Genomic DNA, 19,531 nt, shown 5'->3' with positions numbered 1-19,531 from the left:
CGTGAACGGCAGGGATTGAACAGGGATGGCTGAAAAACCCGAGATCGCGCTGCGCTCCTATTTCCAACAGGGAGACGTCTGGGAGCAGGAGATATTCAAGCGCGCAAAACGTTCGGCGCGCGTTGCGTGGTTCTTCTCGATCGTCTTTGCCGGAATTGCCTTGCTCAGCCTTGTTGCGGTCGTGCTGATGCTGCCCTTGAAGGACTTCGAGCCCTACATCGTCACCGTCGACCAAACAACGGGCTATATCGAGGTCAAGTCAGGGCTGACACGGCCGGCCAATTTGACCGAACAGCAGGCTGTTACACAGGCCAATGTCGTGCGGTACATCCGAGCGCGGGAAGGCTACGACCCGTACGCCATCAAGGAGAATTTCGGGATCGCGGCGCTGCTCTCCACGGACGAGGCGGCACGCGAGTTGCAGGCGCTTTACAGCGCAGCAAACGCCAAAAACCCCGCCAAGGTCTATGGACGGCTGAAGCGGGTGCTGGTCGATATCAAGTCGGTGACCTTCCCGAACGCCAGCACGGCGATCGTCAGATTCTCGACCAACGAACGCAGCGACACGGAATCGATCGTCCGCCATTGGATTTCGGTCGTACGCTTCCGCTACACCGATACGCCAATGCGCAACGACTGGCGCTTCGAAAATCCGCTCGGCTTCCAAGTCTACGCCTACCGCCGCGAGCAGGAGACAGTGACCTCAGAGGATGCCCGATGAGGCGCCGCTTGTTCGCAACCGCGCTCGCGCTGATGAGCCTGTGCCTTCCCGCATCTGGCGCACAGATGCCCAAGGGTGGCAAGCTCGACGCCCGCGTGACCAGCGTCACCTATCAGGAAAACAACGTCGTCCAGGTGCACGCCACCTACGGCATCTCGACCATGATCATTTTCGACGAGGAAGAAAAATTCGAAACGATCTCGCTCGGCGACACGGAAAGCTGGCAGGTTGTGCCCGCAGAGAAGGGCAACATTCTCTTCGTCAAGCCGATTGCCAAGGATGTTGCTACCAACATGAATGTCGTGACCGACAAGCGTATCTATTACCTTGAGCTGCATGACTTCGCGCCGGACGCCGACCGCAAGGTTTTCGGAATCCGCTTTCACTATCCTGAGAAGGAGCTGAACGCCGCGCTGCGGCGGGAGGCCGAGCAGCGCGCCGCATGGCCCAACATCTCCCGCATCGACAAGGCCAAGGTCAACATCGACTACTCGTTTTCCGGCGATGCGCGGCTGAAGCCGCTGATGGTCTTCGACGACGGCAAAAAGACCTTCTTCAAGTTTAGCGCAAGAGTGCCTGCGATCTTCGCGGTGAACTCCGATTTTTCCGAAACGCTGCGGAATTTTCGAAGGGAAGGGGACTACATCGTCGTCGATGGCACTGCCACGCAATTCACCCTGCGTGACGGCGATCAGTGGATCTGCATCTTCAATCTCAGGGTGCCGGATTTTGGTGCGCCCGACCCTGCCATCCTGGGACCGGTCGAGGATAACACGGCGACACGACGGCTCAGGAGCGGCAACGGATGAAGCGCTCCCCCGAACTCGAAGCGTTGGCCGGCAATGATGATCCCGTCGTCGCGGACAGTTCCGTGCGCGGCAAGCACCTGGCAGGCGGTGCAATCGTGATCCTCATCGGACTGGCGGCGGCCTATCTTGTTCTCGCCAGTGAGCGGACACCGGTGCGCGATATGCTGGAAGGGGACGAGGAGTTCAAGACGACGACATTCCGGCCCCCGTCCTTCGTCCGCGAGGGCGATGACGAGCCTGACCCGGAACTTGCGGCGCCGGAGATTGTCCGGGTTCCACCACCTCCGCCGCCGCCTTCGACGGAAGACGTCGACACGACGCGGTTTGATGTTCCGCCGCCGCCTGCGCCCGATGCGTTGCCTACGCCCCCTGAAACGGCAGAAGTGGCTGCGGAAGAGTTTCCCTCACGCTTTCAGTCGGACCTGGTGGTGATTGATCGTTCCGACTCTAGTGGCGGCGGGACTTTCACAGCTGGAGAAGGTGAGGGGCTCACTGTCGCTGGCGAGGATCGCAGCAGCAAGTTCCTTTCTGCCGCCGTCGGACTTGGCGACCGCGGCGCCAAGGCGAGGAAGATCGAGCGGATCGACGCGCTGGTTCCTGAGGGAACGCTGATCCCCGGCATCTTGGAGACAGCGATTATCAGCGACCTGCCAGGGCAGGTAAGAGCGATCGTTTCGCAGGATGTCTATTCCTTTGATGGCCGCAGGGTGCTGATTCCGACCGGCACGCGGCTGATCGGGGAATACCAATCCGAGATCATGCGCGGCCAAACACGAATATTCGTCGTTTGGACGCGCATGCTTCGCGATGACGGCGTCTCGGTCCGCCTGAACTCGATCGGCGCCGACAGCCTCGGGCGGGCCGGTTTGCCCGGACGCGTCGACAAGAAATTTCGCGAGCGATTTGGCGCCGCCGTCTTGTTGTCCATCGTCGGCGCCGGCGCCAGTTACCTGACGGGCTACGGCAGCGAAGCTGCAGGTGGAGCCGGCGACGAAGCGCAGAATGCGGAAGAACGCGCCCGGGAGACAATGGCTCAGACATTCACCGATATGGCCAATGAGGCTTTGACCGATTCACTGCGGATCCCGCCGACAATCAGCGTGAACCAGGGTGAACGTATCTTCGTCTTCGTCCGGCAGGATCTCGATTTCTCCGCGCAATACGAAGACCCCGTCACCGAGGCATTGAGAGATATCCGTCGTGAACGTGGCCTTCCCTGAGCTCACCGCGAACAACCGACACTATTTTCTGCATCGAGCGCTGGCTCCGCTGAAGCGATTTCTCGACGATCGCGCCGTCGTCGAAGTCTCGGTCAATCGGCCGGGTCAGGTCTATGTCGAGCGGCTCGGCTCGGCCCACATGGAATTTCATGCGGTTCCCGAGCTCACGACAGCTGAGATCATGAATATCGGAGAGCGTGTCGCTGCCAGCACCAACCAGTTCATCAGCCCCGCGAGCCCGATGCTGAGCGCGGCCCTGCCGACCGGTGAGCGTATCCAGGTCGTTCTGCCCCCCGCAGCGCCCGATGGCGGCACGCTGTCGATCCGCAAACAGGTCGTTGGCGACTTCACTCTGGAGGACTATCTCGATCAGGGGTCGTTGGATGAGGTGGCGGTCGCGCTGGGCGGCCTCAGCGAAATCGAGCAGGCTTTGATCGACCATCTCTCGGTCAGGAACATCTATGGTTTCATTCGCACGGCAATCGTCAATCGCGTGTCGATCCTGATCAGCGGCGGCACGTCCAGCGGAAAGACGACCTTTTTGAATGCCTGCCTCAAATCCGTGGATAAGCATGAACGCGTCATCACGCTGGAGGACACGCGTGAGCTCTTCCCGCCGCAGAAGAACGCCGTCCATCTGCTTGCGTCGCGCGGCGACCAGGGGACAGCCAGCGTGACGATCCAGTCCTTGCTTGAGGCCTCGTTGCGTATGCGGCCCGATCGGCTATTCGTCGGCGAAGTCAGAGGCTCTGAAGCCTTTGCATTTCTGCGCGCGATCAACACTGGCCATCCGGGCTCGATGTCGACGGTTCATGCCGACACGCCGCTCGGCGCCTATGAGCAGCTCGCCATGATGGTGATGCAGTCCGGCCTGTCAGCCGCCTATCCGAAGGCCGATCTGATCTCATACATTCAAAGTGTCATCCCGATCGTCGTTCAGTTGCGCAGGGAAGGGGGCCGACGGGGCGTCTCGGGGATCTTTTTCGCACGCGCAAGAGCGGAAGCGCCGTGACCGGCCCGCTGCGCTTCATCTATCTCGGCTTCTGCATTGCTGTCGCAATCGCAGTCTGGGTGTTGGCCTACGGTCTCGGATTGCAGTTGCTCTACGGCGACGGCCGTGTCTTGCAGACGATCATCACCACCAATCCGCTCGTGCCTTTCCATCAGCTCATCGCGTATAGCGACAGCGGCAGTCTGCGCATGATTGCCCTCGGCGCGATTGTTCCTGCTGTTCTCGTTGCCAGCATCGTCGCCGTTACCGGTCTGCGCCCGACGTCGAACCCGCTCGGGGATGCACGCTTCCAGACGGCAATGTCCCTGCGGCAGGGCAGGTGGTTCCGCCGAAAAGGCAAGATCCTTGGCCGCTTCGGTCGCAGAATCCTTCGCGTCGATGATGATCGCCACCACTTGATCATCGGGCCGACCCGGTCGGGGAAGGGGGCTTGTTATGTCATTCCTAACGCGCTTTGCCACGAAGGCTCGTTGATCGTCACCGACCTCAAGGGCGAGATTTTCGCGAGCACGGCAGGCTACCGCAAGTCGAGGGGTAACCAGGTATTCCTGTTCGCACCCGGATCTGGGCGGACCCACCGGTACAATCCGCTCGATTTCATCCGTCCTGATCGCGGCGACCGCACCACCGACATCCAGAACATGGCAGCCATTCTCGTCCCGGAAGTGACCGAGTCAGAGAATTCGATCTGGCAGGCGACAGCCCAGCAGGTCATCGCCGGTGTCATCAGCTACATCAGCGAGAGTGTCTGGTACGAGGGCCGGCGCAATCTCGGCGAAGTGACAGCCTTCTTCAACAGCGGCGTCGATCTGCAGGCGCTGATGACGCTCATCAAGAAGCGCGAGCCAAACCTGTCCCGCTTTACCGTAGAAAGCTTCAATGCCTACATCGCCCTTTCAGAGCGCGCTGCTGCGTCGGCGCTCCTCGATATCCAAAAGGCGCTGAGACCATTTCGCAATGAGCGCGTGGTCGCCGCAACTTGCGCTACAGATATGGATCTGCGCGCGCTGAAGCATCGACCGATCTCTATTTACCTCGCCCCGAACGTCACCGATATCACGCTTCTGCGGCCTCTGCTCGCTCTCTTCGTACAGCAAACCCTCGACGTGCTCTTGCTAGAGCATCGTCAGCCATCGGTGCCGGTCTTTTTCCTGCTCGACGAGTTTCGTCAGCTCAAGAAGATGTTGGAGATTACGGCCAAGCTTCCCTATGTCGCCGGCTACAACATCAAGATGGCCTTCGTAATCCAGGACATCAAAAATCTCGATGAGATCTACGGCGAAACCTCACGACACTCTCTGATAGGCAATTGCGGTTACCAGCTCGTTCTCGGCGCAAATGACCAGGTGACTGCGGAAGCGGTCTCGAAAAGCCTGGGCAAGCGAACCGTGCGCTACAAAACCGAATCCCGCACGATCGAACTGATGGGTCTGCACCGCCGCACCAAAGTCGAGCAACTACGCGAGCGCGATCTCATGATGGCGCAAGAGATCAGGCAGATGCCGGGAGACAAGATGATCATTCTGGCAGAAGGACAGGGGCCGCTCTTTGCGGACAAATTGCGGTTCTTTCGGACCGCACCCTTCAGGGCCTTGGAACAGTTTTCCCGTGCCAACGTGCCGGTTGTGCCAGCGACAGAGTTCATGCCGACGCGGCCGATGCCCGCCACCACGACCGGATACGTCGGGGAGGAAGTGCATCCCATTGACGGAAAAGCTCGGCGGACGGCGTCCAGCCGGCAAATGCGCAGCGGTGAGGTCCTGAAAAACGGCTCATCAGAGCTTCCGCTACACGTCGGCACCCATCAAGCCGGCGAGCACAGAGAGCACCTCAAAGCCATCGAGAGGCGCTTCGTGCCGGCAGCACGCAGGTTGAGAACGCTGGTGACGGCACACTCAAAACCATCCAGCGATTGTGGATGGTCCAAGATCTTTGACGAGACCATTCCGGATGAGGTGGCTGACGGGATAGGTACCAGCTGACCCACGTCGTGAACGAGAGCGTACTCGAAATTGAGGCCAGACGGGTTGGTACCACTTCCCGAGCATGAGCTATAGATTACTCCTCTATGGCTCATAGAATCTCCAGTTGTAAGTTATGCGGCGCGCTCTGGCCGCCTTCTTGGCCAGCGACAACTCGGCATCAGTTACATATCTGCGTCAGTTCCATAATTCAGCTTATGCGACTTTTGCGAGTAGCGTCCGTTTAATAATGCGCCACGTGAGCCAGTTAGCCCAGATCATCGCCTTCGCCCTGACCAGCTCTTGAAGGCGATCTTCCGGGCCGTTCGGCGGCAGAAGCTGCGTGTGAGGCCGTTCATCCTTCATACCCGCCTCCTACCGTTCACGATCGTCGCGATCGCGCTCGTGACGCTGTTCAATCTCGTGTTCGATCTGGCGCAGTCGCGGCACATGCTGCTGAGGCGGATCGGGTCGGACGGGTTCGGCCGCGGACCTCGTGGGGGCCTCTTGCTGTCCGTGTCCGTCGCGCTCTTCAGACGCGCGAAGAACGTCCAAATCCGCCTCACGGACCTGAGCTGCCTCGATAGCTCCCAAGGGCGATCCGTCTGAATCCTTGTCGTCGCCCACCACGGACGTCTGACCGGCGAAATGGTGTTCGTGGTCGACATTTCGATTGGCTTCACGCCGCGCAAGTTCGATCGCCTCGATGGTTCGTTGCAGTTCCTGGTCCGACTTGGCGACCTCGCGCATATATTGGTTGTCGCCATCGACGGCCATTTCCGCCGCGCGGTTGATTTCACGTGCGAGACCATCCTGATAGCTGGCGCCATAGGACCGCGGCAGTTCTCCGGCATCGATCCTGGACAGTCCTTCCCGATAGCGCTCGACCTCGACCAGGACCTCATTCGCCCTCTCAACCGCGACGCGGCCATGTCGAGCCACCGCCGCTTCCCAGTCGGTGTCGGATCTATCCGGTGGTTCGTGCCTGTGATCCTGAGGCTGCTCATCCCGATGTCGATCAGATTGCCGTTCGCTGACCTCGAGATATTCGCGCCGGATTTCGACCACCTCACGCGCTGCGGCCGCAACCTCATCGAAGTCCGCCTGCTCAGAAGGCTCGAGCGACCGCTCGACCGACGCAAGGACCGCTGCCACCCGCTTTTCGTAGGCTTCGAACTCCGGACGTGTCATCTCGCGCATCTGTCGATCCTCACCGTTTAAGAGTTGATAAATCTCTATCATATTGGCTTGATTTTTGACAGTTTGATCCGTTCCTATCTCAAAAACATGATCTGTTTGATTAATCTCAGCCAGACCTTCCAGGCGTGCCGCTTGCAGACTTGCAAACGTCCCCTCGGACATGCCCGTCTCGGCATTGGCCAGATCGTTCCATGCCTCCGCTGCCCGAGCCGCGTACTGACGGCTGCGGTCGGTGGTGGCGAGGTTGATCTCGTTGGAGCGCTTTGCCTGATAGCGGGCGTGTGAGGCTTCGCTCGTACCTACATGTTCGGTTCGATCGCGGTAGCTGACCGGGCGGACCTGATTGCGACTATAGGCCGGAGCGCTGGCGAGTTCCCGTCGATCGGTCAGCTCCATGTCGAGGCCTTGTTCCCGCGCCTTCTCCGCCATTACGGAGCGCCATTCCCGGAACAGCTTGGGGCTGGTGACAATGCGATCTCCGGTCTCCGATCGCATTGTAATGATGGCATGGGCGTGGATGTGAGGGCGCTTGCCACCTTCGGCAATTTCCTTCGGGTCGAGCGACGGATCGTGAACGGCGAACACATAACGATGCCCCGCGAACTGCTCGCCGAGAAACTCGCGCACGGCGCTTTCGAAGGGGGCCGCATCCGTGCCGGCCCGGGCCGAGACGATCAGGTGCATGACGTCCCTGCCCTTTCGACTGTGCAGTTCCTTGCGCCACTCCTTCTGGACTAGATCGCCAGCCTGCGTCGCATCTCCGATCAGCCGGCCGGTCTCGTCGCGAACCTCCCCGCCGACTGACGCGACCAGTTCCCGAACCCGCGCGGTGCCCCATTCGACACCGTTGCCGTAACCATGAAAGCGAAACCGTGCGTCAACGTCCCTGCCGGCTTCGCTGTCGTGATGGCGCTGCTGCACTATCTCCGCAGCTTTTCGGTCCCCCGTCAGCCGCTCGCCTTGCCCGCTGCGCAAGACAACGACACCGTTCACCTGGATCTCACCCGGATTTCGTTCGCGCGCCGAATAGACGAATCGTCGGTCGCCAAACCCCGACACCAGGATATGGCGCAATTGATCGTCCTGGTCGAAGTCCTGCCGCAGCGATGCCGCATCGATTGCGACCTGGAAAACGGCAAGATCCCGGCTTGCCGCGCGATTGTCGAGCAGATGTTCCCACTCGGCCCGCTGCTCGGCGAGCGCGCCTTTGCCCAGCACACGTTCTCCGCGCTCGTTCTCGACGGCAAGCTCCCCGCCCCGCGACGCGTAGCTCATCATCGCGCCGGCGCGGGCTCCGCCGCCATAGGAGGCAAGCTTCACCACGGCCGGCTGGCTGCCGCGCGCCAGGGCCGCAAATCGCGTCCGCATCGAGCGGTCGGTCGAGCCTACGCCCTCGCACGATTGCCGCGGCTGTCCGCCGCCACGCCGCCGCGGCTGCCCCACGCCACGTGCACCCTCGTCCAGCGGCCGCGCTACCCCTCCCCTTTTCGGTTCATCCCAGTCGTAGCTATCGATCCGACCAAGCTGCATCTCATGCACATGCATGGCGCGGCGGCGCTCCCACTCCGTCTCAAAAGCGCCTGGAAAGAACTCCATCACGCACCTTCCCTGCGTCGACGCGCTGCCGATCGCCGGGTCAATTCCGCGAGCTCGAAAGCGAGCACTGTTGTCACCCCATGGGCATCCTTGATGCTGCCTGTCAGGTCTCCTTCGTCGGGCACCTTTCCAGTGTTGATGGCGCGGGCGATTTGATTGAGGTTCCCGCCGATCACACGGATGCCGTCGGCGAGTAGGCCGAGCACGGCCCGATCTCCTTCTGCGAGGAAGGGCCGCACACCGGCGCCCTCCATGCCAAGTGACCGGACGAAGGCCGAAACAGTCATGTCTGCAGACCTCGCGGCCATCTCGAGGGCGTCGAACTCGGCCCGCGAGAAACGGATGTGAACCACCCGGTCCTTTCTGTTCGACTTTGCGGAGAGGACGCGAGCCATCGCTACGCCTGGCCTTTGATCGTGGTGATCGCGGCCGCAGGCCGCGGATCGAGGGCTTGTTCCTCGATCGTCAGGAAAATGTATCACATTTTTCCGTATCCTGCCAACTCATATAGCATTGATTTTTCTCCTTCTGGATAGTTTGTCCATTTTTCAATGTTAATATGATTGTGTTTTTCCATCCTTCGAGTATTTCTAGTGCGATGTGAATCCACGAGCACACCGACATGGATTCCTGTGCGAGTAGAAACACATTCCATGGAGCTACCGATGACCGTCGTGATCGCCGCCATCAACGGGAAGGGAGGTGCTGGCAAAACGACCGCGCTGATGAACATCGCCGGTGAGTACGCACTGCGCGGAGGACACGTTGCCATGATCGACATGGACGCCCGCAACAACCTGATGCGGTGGTGGACCGACTGTCAGGAGAAGGATGCGCAGCCCGAGGGCATCCACGTCTATAGTCACAAGACGGCACGAGGGTTCGAGCGCTGGATGGACGAACACGGCCCAAAGTTCGATCACGTGCTGATCGACACGCCTGGCGAGGACACATCGATCGTCGACCCGGTGATTGCTTCGTCGGATCTGGTGATCTCGCCAATCCAGCCGTCGAAGCGTGAGGTGCTAGGCGCCATCGATAGTTTTGAAAGCGTTCGGCGTATCAACAACGTTATCGGCAGCGAATGCAGGCATGGCGTGTTGCGAACGCGGATCACCGTAACCGTTCGCCACACCGAACTCTACCGCAAGATCCGGCCGATCATCGAGGACAAGGTCGGAACCTATTTGTTTCGCACTGAAGTGTTTGAGCGCAACGTGTACAAGGATATTCATAACGGCATCGGCACATTGCAGATGCTGGAAGTGACAGAGGCGATCGCCAAGGCGCGGCGGGAGATCCGCGCGCTGGTCGAAGAAGTTGACGCACATCTCGAAGGCGCGTCGAAGTCGGAGCGTGCGGCGTGAGCGGTAAGGAAAATCTGTCGCTCGAGGAATTTGCCATCGCCCCTCGAAAGCCACGCTCAACCCCGACGCTGTCGGGGCCGGAGCAGGTCGAACGCCCGGTTCCTATGGAAGTGATGTCGGAACGGGCAACGGAAGCAGTCGAAGTGCAAGCGGTGACGTCGAGTGGGGCGAGCAAGGCGTTACGACAAATGAAAAGGGCTCGCATGAAGGGTGCACGCCACTTCGTGAACGTCAATCTGGACCGTGACACGAAGCGCCGGCTGAAGCTGGCATCCTTCAACCTGGAGACGTCGATGCAGGCCCTCATGGAGAAGGCTATTCAGCAGTATCTGGACGCGAATGGATTTTGAGAGAAAGGTGTGTCGCGCGGGGGCTTCCAGCACGTGACAAGTTGAAGTCGCATCTGGATTTCTGCTAGAATCACTGTGGTTTTGGATCTGATTTTTCGGGTCTGGGGTAATTTCGTGGAATCTCGCGGCTCTTTTTGACGGGGTTCAGCAGTGAGCGGGTTCGAGCGAGCCAGTCTATGGCGATCAAGGACATAAAGACATACATCGACAAGCGCGGCCTCGTCGAAACAAGCGATTCCGAGGTAGACAAGCCGATCTGGCGCAGACCGGGCTTCAACGGGATTCGCAGCCTGTTGGAAATGGAGGAGGAGCTCAGTCGCTTCCTACGGGAGCGTCGCGATGGGCTGAATCTCAATCGTGAGCAGGTCGGCATGATGGTCGGTCTGCATCATGAGATCTACGCCCGACATGAGCGGGCTGGCGCCAAGCTTAGGGTGACGCGGCTACTTCACCTCGCCGAACTGCTCAACTTCTCTCCGGTGGAAGCGGTGTATGCGGCGGCACCCCATATGTTCGGCGAGAGCGCTGAAGAGGCCGAGGTCAAGATGAAGCTGATCAGGCGAATGCTCGATCTCCCATCGTCGACCGCGCAACATCTCTTGATGATCATCGAGCAACTGTCGTCTGACAACCGGTCGGAAGACTCGAACCGACCGGCGGACGCAAAGCGTCCGGAGTGATCGGACGCAGGAGCCTTGCCGGAGGAACCGACGTGAGGTGCGAGGCGAATCGTCACCTAAGTCTCCGTCGGAAATGAAGGATCAAGGCGGCTTGCATCGCCTCGATCATCCCCGTCATTTGCGGCTGGCTTCCCCCATAGCCACCTCGCGATCCATCAATCTGATGAATCGAAACACACCGTTCGATTCAAACCTGTCATTGGACACGGACTCGACGTCGGGCGATTCTTTCGTGGATGATCGCGCAGTCCTATCGTGTCTATGTAGAACGCCGAGAAGCGGGCCGGAATATGGCTCGCTTCTACGCGCTTTCGATCGAACAGACACTTTTCGGACAGCCCTGTCTTGTGCGCCGTTGGGGCCGCATTGGAACGTCCGGCCGCATGATCCAGCAAAGCTTCGAGCGTGAAGACGAGGCCGTCGATCTGTTCCTTTCTCTCCTTCGCTCAAAAAGGTCGCGTGGCTATCGACCACCGTCCGCCTTACGGCACGCTGATGCGGCCTCGCCCGGGGGGCGAGGCCGCTTTCGGTCGGATCAGTCCCGGTTGGGTCGGGACCAGATTAAGGAGGGTCCTTCAGCTCCCTCCACCTCAACCAGGGTCGCGTAGATCGGACCGGGGAAACTCGGGTCATCCAACTTCACCGAGAGGTAGTCACGACCACTTTGTTCTGAATGTTTCTGCCAAGCCGCCCCGAGCTCCACATTGCCCGAGAAGATTCGGAAGTGCGGGCCGTTCTCGGAAGGGTTCTCGATACGTTCAAAGCGCGCCTTGACGTTAAGAGCGAGGGTCTTGATCTGACCGGTGAAGCCGTTCTTGGTGGAAGTGAAAGTGCCGATATTGGCCATTGTCCTATTCCTTTCCGATGTTTCGGGCCGCGCCCATCGCGGCCTCGATGGTTGTCGAAGAGGCCGGGAACGAACGGCGCGCATCCCCCGGGGTCCACGTTGCGATTGCGCAACGGGGTGGGCTCGCAGGGACCGCAATGAAATGGAGGACGGCGGAACGGGGCTTTCTTGTTTCGCGAGGAGTGGCGGCGCAGCCGGCAGGGGGAAGAAAGGCCCGGTCCGCCGTTGCGGCAAGCCGAGCGAGGCGAAGCCGGTTGCCGGTCAGACATGCCAAATCGAGGACGCATTGGGCGCGCACCGTGAGAGACGACAGAAAAAGGAATAGGCCAGAACGTGGCAAGCATGCCCACTGCCACCCGTGACCGGCAGACAATCGGTAGACCGTTCTCGGCAGCGTCCAAGGCAGCTTAACAGCTGGACCGGGAACTCCCACACTCATGGGCGGCCATCTGACTATTTCCAGCCTGAAGACGCGAGACTGGCGCGAACTTGGCACGCATCAGCCGGAATGCGGCGTTTCACTGACAACGGAGCGGCTGTCGCGGCGGTTCTGCGTTGGCACCGCGTCAGGTGGGCAGGCAGGTGCCGCAGATGCCCTGTTGCTCCAGGCCCTCGTCTCGATCAATGGTGACGGGCATTCGCCAGATTCAGGGACGTGGATCAAGCGTCACACTGAACTACAGCGACAAGCGATAGCGCGTGGCAGAGGGCGATTCGCCCCCTGCTCTTGCATTCAGGAAAGGGAGCGTCATGCCCCCTTCCCCTCTTCGAGGGCTTGCGCCGGCTGCAGGCTGTGAAGATATGCCACCGCTCGTTGGGCATGAGCGGCTGCCTGAAAGATCGCTCGCTTGTCATCCTTGAGCACCCGCAACCAAGAATGAAGGTAGCTCGCGTGATCCGGCCTCGGCTCGAGCTCCGGCACGATGCCGAGATCGGCGCACAGGAAGCAGCTCCCGAGCTCAGCAATGAGTTCTTCGCGGGCGCGTTCGGTGCGATCCTTATGGTAGCGCGAAAGATCGCGTCCTACGCAGTGTTCTGGCGCCGTCCAGTGGGTTGCCTCGTGGCAAAGGACAGCCACGTAGGATTCCGCGTCCCGGAAGCTCTCGAAAGGTGGCATCTGGATGTGGTCGCTTGCGGGGGCGAAGAAAGCCTTTGAGCCTCCATGACGGATCACCGCGCGGGTGTGTTTGAAGAAACGGTCGGCATGCTCGATCCGCGAGACCGGGTCGATAATCTTGTCGGGACGATGGTAGTAGTGTTCGGGAAGACCGTCGATCTGATCGCAATTGAAAACGGTGTAGGTCTTGAAATACGGGATATCCCGCTCGACCTCGTCGCCGCGAGCGTCAGTCTCGGTTTTAGTGAACCGGCTGGCATAGACTACGGTTGCGCCGGTTTCGCCTTGGCGGACTTGCGCACCGATTTGTCCGGCCTGCCGGTAGGTCATCCAAAGGGGCGCCTCGAAACCACGGTTCAGGCTTTCCGACCAGAGCAGCAGCACGTTGATGCCGGTATAGGCCTCCCCGGTATGCCGAAGCGGTCGCGTGATCCGGCCTTCGAGTCCACCCGCGCTCCAGGGTTTCATCCAGGGGCGGACGCCTTTTTCCAGATCCGCGACGATCGTCTCGGTGATCCGCTCGTAGATGTCGGCGCGCGGGCTCTTCTCTTTCCTTTTCATTTTCAGGCCTCCTGATTTCAGGACCACGCCGATCGCGGTCCGTCACGAGGTCCGATCACGGCGGGGCTGAAGGCAGGTGCGGCACCCGAGCCGGGGCCCCGTGCGCGCAAAGCAGCGGGGTGGCGAAGGGCCGAAACGCAGAGGAGGACGGCGAAGCCGTTGCTGCTGCGGCCGGCTCCGCCCGGACCCTTCTCGGGACGGACCACGACCGGGGCAGACGCGCAGCGGAAAGGCGGCGCAGGGCGCCGCCGCCAGGGGGTGAGAGAAATATTAGGTCAGTGGACCGAGCGACCGCCGGTGTAGGGGTCGTATTCGAAGAGGACGACGATCTCAGCATCGTGGACTTCGTCGGCGGGAAGGACGCCGTATTCTTCGTCGGACTTGAAGAGTACGATCGGGGTCATGAGGATGCGGGCGAGGTTCCAGGCGTGTTTCTGGGCGAGGGAAAGATCGTGGTGCATGTGAGGGCTCCATCGTTGGAGCGGGCCAATCCCGCTCTTGATGGCTCCGTCGGTGTGCGGCTTAGCGGACGCGATCACCGCGCAGGCCACAGCCAAGCGGCCGCCGCTTGCGAGCGGACCCTTTAGGGGTTGATCGTGGAAGTCCGCGCCGCACCAGGAATGCCATATCTCCAAGAGGGGGAATGGGTTGCGTCCGAGATGAAGTACCGGTCATGTCCGGTCTAAGCGGCTGGGTCGAGGCTGGACATTCAGGGCGTCACTCCGGACCGGTGCTCACAGGCAAATGACGGTGCGGGAGACGCTAGGCCAATGTGCCGGCACTTGATTTCAGGTGTATTCAGCGCGAGTTGGCCTTCAAGAGGCTTGAAGAGGTAAGTGCAAAAAAGACGACATCGGGATTGCCGGGCGTCTTGATGACGATGCAGACCGGGCGAGGTTTCCGGCCGGATTCCTCACCCTTCTCCGCCTCGCGATGTCAGAGATTATGAAATTCGACGTCGCCGCCCTGTTCAAACATCGTTCTTGTCAGGACCGAGAATGGCATCGATGCCGGAGATCAGCTCCACATGGACATCGTTAGGGGCTTCATGCCGGGAATATGACTTCGCCGGGCTCGGCTCGCCGCGCATGCGGTGATAGTCGCGGGCGGAGACAATAACGAGCTTCTCCTTGCCATGCTTGGTGAGCACGACCGGTTCGAGCATCGCAGCCTCGAGGATTTCGCCTGAGGAGCGGTTCATGTCGGAGAACGTGAACCGTTTCATCGCAAGCCTTCATCATTTTACGTAAAGTAGGTAATTTACGTTGTGTTCTCAATTCGGGTTTCCGCCGCGACGAGCGGAGGCGGAGCCGAAGCTCCGCCGAGCGGCTCAGCCAAGCGCCGCCATCTGCAATTCGGCCGCCTTGCGGTCGACGGATTGGCCGGAGGTTTCTACCTGCCGTTCAAAAGGCTTCCAGGCTTCCCCGACGATTTCTTCGTAAGCGGTGACCACACCTTCGGCTGCGCAGCGGAGCGCATGGGCCTGAATGCCCATGTCGGCGGCGAATTCACGTTTGCGTTGGGCATTGCTGTCGAACCCGGCAGGACCGTCAAGGTCCTCGTCGCGTGTATCGTTGGCCGACTTCGCGGTTGCGTCTCGCGCTTCAGAGACTGCCCGGGAATAAAATTGTCCAGCGCCGTGGGCGGAACCGACATAGGAGCCGACGATGCGCTGGAGATGGATTTGCATGGCCCGGTCGCCAAGGCCTTCGTTCAGAGATTCGGCCGTGTCGACGATGATCTTGCGGTGGAGATCGCAGATACCTTCGCTATCGATGACCGGCAGGCCGAAACTTTCGGAGATGAGGGAGGCCTGGGCGCTGTCGGGGCAGGCGAGCCGGACCATTTCGAGGGACGCGCCCTTCCGGAGCTGGACGATCTTGCCGGATTGACGGGAGGGACGAGCGTTGCTGGTCATGTGAGGTCCTTTCCTTCACGATTTGACCGAAGGCTTGAGCCGGCCCCTGCCGGCCCTCCCTTCGGGCGCGGGCAAAAAGAAACTGGCGGAAAGACGGGGGCTTCAGGGTCCGTACGGACCGGGACGAACGAAGCTGTCCTGCGGGCGAGCAGGGCTTATCAAGCCCTCGCGCAGCCCGCGGGGCCGGTTTGGTGAGGATGGTGCGTGCGGCCGCACCGCGGCGCGTCAGCGGCCTTGAAGGCTCCGGCCGCCGGTTTACGACCGCGACCAGAACCGAAGGGAGGCCGTCAGGGGTGGCATTTCATTGGCGCCCATTGTGAAGGAAACGACCGTGGCCCGCCGCACACGCTCCTGCCGTCACAATGCGGCATGCACATCCGCTTTGGCGGTCATCCCGTTGGTAATGGCCTTTGCCCTACGACGAGAATTGACCACTACTGTCGTAAGAGCTTTCGGTTGAGGGCCTCGATTTCTCCTCGCCGCTCGACGCTCCACTGGTCGGCGCAGGCCCTGAACATGGCTCCATACGATCGTGTCCAGCGCGATCACCCGCGGAGATGTCTTCGGGCCTTCGCCTTGGCTGTCGTGGTCATGCGTTCCGCCCTCGCCGATATCGGACGTTCGATCCGATCAAGATGCGCCCTCGTCTGGCTGAGCGCTGCTTTCATCCGAGAGAGCAGGTCGGTTTCCCTTGGGCACGCACGCTGCTCTCCCGACATCGGGGCCCAGCGCCGTGACTTCCCGGAGCTCGGCTTCGGGATAGCCGTGCCTGGTGAGCCAGTCTTCGGCGGCGATGCGGTTTGCGGCGAGATGGACCAGCTCCCCAAGATCACCAGGCCGGCTCATCACGACGACCGACCCGGGTACCGGCTGCTCGCGCACGGTAAAGTCCCGCGGTGAGTTCACGTCGAAAGTCTTGTGGACCCGCATGACGATTGTGCCGTTGGACCCGTAGTCGCCCTCATGCAGGGTGAAGGATGCCGGAATCGTGTGGGCACCACGTTCGACGGCGGCGCGCTTGCAAATCAGCCGGCCGGCCCCGTTGCGGGTATTCCAGTCGGCGAGCTTTCTGCGATGGCGCTCCGGTGGCCGCGGCGTGCCGTCGGAATAGGCGATGATCGCGCCGATCGGCGCATGGTCGAAGATGAGCTTGGCGGACATGGTGTCCTCCTCCTTTATTGAGTGAAAACGAAAACGCCGCCGGACGATGCCGGCGGCGTGATGTGCATTCGGAAGGGAAAAGACCCTCTATTCGGCGGCTTCTCGGAAACCTTCGGAGACGGATCCGGGTCGATGTCACTCTCCTCCGCTTCGTCGACGGAACCGTCGGCATCCTCGGCGCACTCGTCCTCGGTGAACTCATTGTGGGCCTTCCAGTCGGCCAGTTCGTTGGCGTCAGGCGCGAACAGCGCGGACCCGTGCACGAAGCGTTTCTCCTGGAAATGCTCGACAAGTGCTGCGCGGGTCTCGCGAACCTTGTTGCGCGGCAGAACCGAGGTATCCGCGCATGCGGCCTCGAGCGCCTGCCGGGACAGGCACAGAAGGAAGTCCTCCGTTCCCATATTGGGCAGGAAGCTGTCGGCCCCGACGACGGCGCCGGCGATCCGCGAGACGATGCCGCTGTTCGACATGTTGCGGCGGCACGACAGCACCTCGATCAACACCGAGCGCACGGCAGCCCTGAGTGTTTCCGTGTCGAAGGCGAGATTACCTGTCTCATCGACCAGGGCCGCGGCATGGGATGCGATCTGGCTCCGGAACGAACTCGAATTGCCTGATCCGGTGTCGACGCGGACGTTCTGACCGGCGAAGGCGACAACGAGCAGCGCCATCAGCGTGTCGTCCTCGATCGGCGCATGGGAAAGCGCTTCATGTAGCGCGTCAGTGCGGAAATCGCCGATCATGTCCTGGCCCTTCTGGGTGACGTCCGGGCGCTGCGCCGGCGCGACGACACCACCCTCGCCACCCTTGTCTTCCGCCGGCTTCGGTTCGGGCATCCGGTAGACGACCGACTGCACCTTGCCCTCACGGTCGAGATACAGCGCCGTATGGTCGGACTTCTTCGGCTTGCCGTAGACGCGCTCGGCCTTTTTCGGCAATTCCGGCTGACCCCAGTTGTTGGACTCGGTGATCAGGCCGTTCTTCGGAAGATTGTTGGTCATCCACTCCTGCTGAGCGCCAAGGAAAGCCTCGACATCGGTCGTATAGCGGCTGTCCTCATCCGCGGGCGCGAAGAGATCTTCGACCCAGGAGATCCCGTAGGCTTGCGCCAGGTCGTCGTCGAAGCTGGCGTCGCGAGCATACATGCGGGTTTTTGAGAGGCCATTGGCGACTGACCACCACGAGGTGGTTTCGTTCTTCTTTGGCTTGTGGGCTTTCCAGACCTCCTTTTGATCGGCGATCGAGGCGGCGGCGATGGTCCTCAGCTGCCGCTCGTCCGGCATGTCGCCCTTGGCCATCTGGTCCAGCATGGCGCGAAGCACATTGGCGAGAAGCCGGAGCTTCTTGATCTGGCGGACCGATAGGGACAGCGCCGCGGCGATACCGTCCTCGGTCCAGCCGAGCGCGACCAGCCGCTCGATGGCCCGCCACTGATCGACCGGGTTGAGCGGTTCGCGGGCGATGTTCTCGACCATGGAGCGCATCGCGCCGCCATCGGCGGCCGCGTCCGTCACGATGACCTCAATTTCCTTGAGCTCTGCGGCAATCGCACCCCTCGCCCGGCGATGGCCAGCCTGGATGATGAAGCCGTTGCCGCCATCGGCTTCGGGGGACACGACGGGCGGCTGGATGATGCCGACGGCCTTGATTGTCGCGGCCAGCAGCGCATCGCCCTGCGGTGTGGATTTGGACTTGCGGGCATCGTCGGGATTGTCCTTCAGCGCGCGCGGATCGATCTTGATGATATGCATGGGAAGCTCCTGTTCACGATTGTGGGCCCGGCATGCCGCCGGCTCCCTTTCTCGTCTTCTTCTCGAAGACATCCCCTTGAACCGCGGAGAGGGCGGGCCGGGGCAACTGCGGCCGAGCATCCCTGCCCGGCCGGACAAGCGGGGCTAACCAGCCCTGCGAAGAACGACGGGCCGTGATGGCGCAGGCGGCGGTTGAGCGAATGCGCCACCGGTCAGACCGCTCTGCGAGCGGTCTTTCCTTCCTTCACCTTCTCACATTTTCCTTCGGAGTATTCGCGCGGCCCCGTGACGGCCGCGCCCGGACGTCAGCCTTGTCGCGCGGGGTGCACCGGATGTCCCTTGAATGCCACTAATATTGACGCTATATTGCGTCATAATCTCTGGCAAGAAATGGAAATAACATCATGGGCCTCGCGGCATATTCGGATCAGGGCCTGTTCGCGCCGAGCAAGATCGCCAAGGCTTTTCGCACGACGAGCGACGAAATCGCCCGGACCGTGGGACTGGGCAAGGATGCCGTTCAGCGAAAGGACCGGGTGCGTTCCGACAAGACTCAGCGCCGCCTGCGCGAGATGGTGGAGATCATCAACAAAGTCGAGCCGCGCTTCGGTTCTGCGCTGATGGCCTATGCCTGGTATCGCTCAGAACCGCTGCCGGGATTTTCAGGGCAGACGGCCATGCAACTGGTGCGTGACGGGCGGGCGGGAGAGGTGATCGATTTCATCGACGCGGTCGATGCCGGCGTTTACGCCTGATCGTGGCCTCGACCTTTTCGGGCAAACTCTACCGGGCGCTCAATCCGGTCTTTGCGCGCGAGCCGATGTCTGGACGCGGGGCGGAGCTCTATGGCGGCCGGTTCAATCCCAAGGGCGTGCCGGCGCTGTATCTGTCGACATCGGTGCTGACCGCCCTGCGGGAGGCCAATCAGGTCGGCGATCTGCAGCCGACCACCCTCGTTTGCTACCGTGCCGAAATCGAGACGGTCTTCGACGCATCCGACCTCGCGGCCCTTGAAGCTGCAGGTTTCGAAGAGACCGCTCTGGCCGATCCGGCCTGGCGCGACCAGATGCGAACAACGGGAGAGGCGCGCACGCAGCGCTTCGCTCGCGAGCTGATCGCAAAAGGCTTTAGCGGGCTTCGGGTGCGCAGCTTCGCTAAGGGAAGCGGGCCGGACGACATGAACCTGGTGCTCTGGCGGTGGGGCACGAAAGCTCCGTCGCGGCTCGAATTGATCGACGACGAGGACCGGTTGTCGTAATG

At 61.1% G+C, this 19,531-nt stretch carries 19 protein-coding genes and 1 pseudogene; 11 read left to right on the top strand and 9 right to left on the bottom strand.

Annotated features, from left to right (window positions below):
• Positions 1 to 25: 25 nt before the first annotated feature.
• From V1479_RS21900 to V1479_RS21880, 5 genes are read left to right on the top strand one after another with little or no spacing between them, the layout of a single operon-like run.
• Positions 26 to 721, top strand: coding sequence for a VirB8 family type IV secretion system protein (locus V1479_RS21900; RefSeq protein ID WP_368804744.1), 696 nt, complete (start codon positions 26 to 28; stop codon positions 719 to 721).
• Entirely contained in the window at positions 718 to 1,530 is an 813-nt protein-coding gene (gene virB9, locus V1479_RS21895) for a P-type conjugative transfer protein VirB9 (RefSeq protein WP_368804743.1), read from the top strand. The genes V1479_RS21900 and virB9 overlap by 4 nt, the downstream gene beginning before the upstream one ends.
• Entirely contained in the window at positions 1,527 to 2,750 is a 1,224-nt protein-coding gene (gene virB10, locus V1479_RS21890; RefSeq protein WP_368804742.1) for a type IV secretion system protein VirB10, read from the top strand. The genes virB9 and virB10 overlap by 4 nt, the downstream gene beginning before the upstream one ends.
• Positions 2,731 to 3,762 (top strand): P-type DNA transfer ATPase VirB11, encoded by a 1,032-nt coding sequence (virB11, locus tag V1479_RS21885; RefSeq protein ID WP_368804741.1) that lies wholly within the window; start codon positions 2,731 to 2,733, stop codon positions 3,760 to 3,762. The genes virB10 and virB11 overlap by 20 nt, the downstream gene beginning before the upstream one ends.
• Positions 3,759 to 5,744: a type IV secretory system conjugative DNA transfer family protein gene (locus V1479_RS21880; protein WP_368804740.1), complete on the top strand. Its 1,986-nt coding sequence runs from the start codon at positions 3,759 to 3,761 to the stop codon at positions 5,742 to 5,744. The genes virB11 and V1479_RS21880 overlap by 4 nt, the downstream gene beginning before the upstream one ends.
• A 354-nt stretch (positions 5,745 to 6,098) precedes the next feature.
• Here the strand turns inward: V1479_RS21880 and V1479_RS21875 are convergent, their stop codons facing one another.
• Together V1479_RS21875 and V1479_RS21870 are read right to left on the bottom strand one after the other, a co-directional pair.
• The gene (locus V1479_RS21875) at positions 6,099 to 8,291 is read right to left on the bottom strand and encodes a relaxase/mobilization nuclease domain-containing protein (protein ID WP_438620804.1); all 2,193 of its coding nucleotides are present in this window, start codon (positions 8,289 to 8,291) and stop codon (positions 6,099 to 6,101) included.
• 227 nt (positions 8,292 to 8,518) lie between these two features.
• Positions 8,519 to 8,914: a plasmid mobilization protein gene (locus V1479_RS21870; protein WP_368804738.1), complete on the bottom strand. Its 396-nt coding sequence runs from the start codon at positions 8,912 to 8,914 to the stop codon at positions 8,519 to 8,521.
• A 270-nt stretch (positions 8,915 to 9,184) separates the two neighbouring features.
• Here V1479_RS21870 and V1479_RS21865 point away from each other — a divergent pair, with 270 nt between their 5' ends.
• From V1479_RS21865 to V1479_RS21850, 4 genes and pseudogenes are all read left to right on the top strand, one after another.
• On the top strand, positions 9,185 to 9,886 hold the full coding sequence (locus V1479_RS21865) for a ParA family protein (protein ID WP_368804737.1): 702 nt from the start codon (positions 9,185 to 9,187) through the stop codon (positions 9,884 to 9,886).
• Complete coding sequence (locus V1479_RS21860; protein ID WP_368804736.1) at positions 9,883 to 10,236, top strand: hypothetical protein; 354 nt, start codon at positions 9,883 to 9,885, stop codon at positions 10,234 to 10,236. The genes V1479_RS21865 and V1479_RS21860 overlap by 4 nt, the downstream gene beginning before the upstream one ends.
• Before the next feature lie 176 nt (positions 10,237 to 10,412).
• Positions 10,413 to 10,916 (top strand): XRE family transcriptional regulator, encoded by a 504-nt coding sequence (locus V1479_RS21855; RefSeq protein ID WP_368804735.1) that lies wholly within the window; start codon positions 10,413 to 10,415, stop codon positions 10,914 to 10,916.
• Positions 10,917 to 11,152: 236 nt separating this feature from the next.
• A pseudogene (locus tag V1479_RS21850) lies at positions 11,153 to 11,401 on the top strand (WGR domain-containing protein); the annotation flags it as partial.
• Positions 11,402 to 11,451: 50 nt separating this feature from the next.
• Here V1479_RS21850 and V1479_RS21845 read toward each other — a convergent pair.
• The 7 genes from V1479_RS21845 to V1479_RS21815 form a co-directional block, all read right to left on the bottom strand.
• Complete coding sequence (locus V1479_RS21845) at positions 11,452 to 11,763, bottom strand: DUF736 domain-containing protein (RefSeq protein WP_173194210.1); 312 nt, start codon at positions 11,761 to 11,763, stop codon at positions 11,452 to 11,454.
• Between the two features lie 748 nt (positions 11,764 to 12,511).
• On the bottom strand, positions 12,512 to 13,441 hold the full coding sequence (locus V1479_RS21840) for an ArdC family protein (RefSeq protein ID WP_368804734.1): 930 nt from the start codon (positions 13,439 to 13,441) through the stop codon (positions 12,512 to 12,514).
• Between the two features lie 275 nt (positions 13,442 to 13,716).
• On the bottom strand, positions 13,717 to 13,902 hold the full coding sequence (locus V1479_RS21835; RefSeq protein ID WP_368804733.1) for a hypothetical protein: 186 nt from the start codon (positions 13,900 to 13,902) through the stop codon (positions 13,717 to 13,719).
• A gap of 509 nt (positions 13,903 to 14,411) precedes the next feature.
• Entirely contained in the window at positions 14,412 to 14,666 is a 255-nt protein-coding gene (locus V1479_RS21830; protein ID WP_368804732.1) for a type II toxin-antitoxin system prevent-host-death family antitoxin, read from the bottom strand.
• A 105-nt stretch (positions 14,667 to 14,771) separates the two neighbouring features.
• A complete protein-coding gene (locus tag V1479_RS21825; protein WP_368804731.1) occupies positions 14,772 to 15,359 on the bottom strand; it encodes a hypothetical protein in 588 nt (195 codons plus the stop codon).
• 630 nt (positions 15,360 to 15,989) lie between these two features.
• Positions 15,990 to 16,520, bottom strand: coding sequence for a UCP036055 family protein (locus V1479_RS21820; RefSeq protein WP_368804730.1), 531 nt, complete (start codon positions 16,518 to 16,520; stop codon positions 15,990 to 15,992).
• A gap of 14 nt (positions 16,521 to 16,534) precedes the next feature.
• The gene (locus V1479_RS21815; protein ID WP_368804729.1) at positions 16,535 to 18,271 is read right to left on the bottom strand and encodes a ParB/RepB/Spo0J family partition protein; all 1,737 of its coding nucleotides are present in this window, start codon (positions 18,269 to 18,271) and stop codon (positions 16,535 to 16,537) included.
• 404 nt (positions 18,272 to 18,675) lie between these two features.
• Here V1479_RS21815 and V1479_RS21810 point away from each other — a divergent pair, with 404 nt between their 5' ends.
• Entirely contained in the window at positions 18,676 to 19,026 is a 351-nt protein-coding gene (locus tag V1479_RS21810) for an antitoxin Xre/MbcA/ParS toxin-binding domain-containing protein (RefSeq protein WP_368804728.1), read from the top strand.
• Between the two features lie 2 nt (positions 19,027 to 19,028).
• Positions 19,029 to 19,529, top strand: coding sequence for an RES family NAD+ phosphorylase (locus V1479_RS21805; protein ID WP_368804727.1), 501 nt, complete (start codon positions 19,029 to 19,031; stop codon positions 19,527 to 19,529).
• Positions 19,530 to 19,531: the final 2 nt, after the last annotated feature.

Source organism: Neoaquamicrobium sediminum (assembly GCF_040970315.1).
GTDB lineage: Bacteria > Pseudomonadota > Alphaproteobacteria > Rhizobiales > Rhizobiaceae > Aerobium > Aerobium sediminum.
This window is presented reverse-complemented; position numbering and strand designations above follow the sequence as displayed.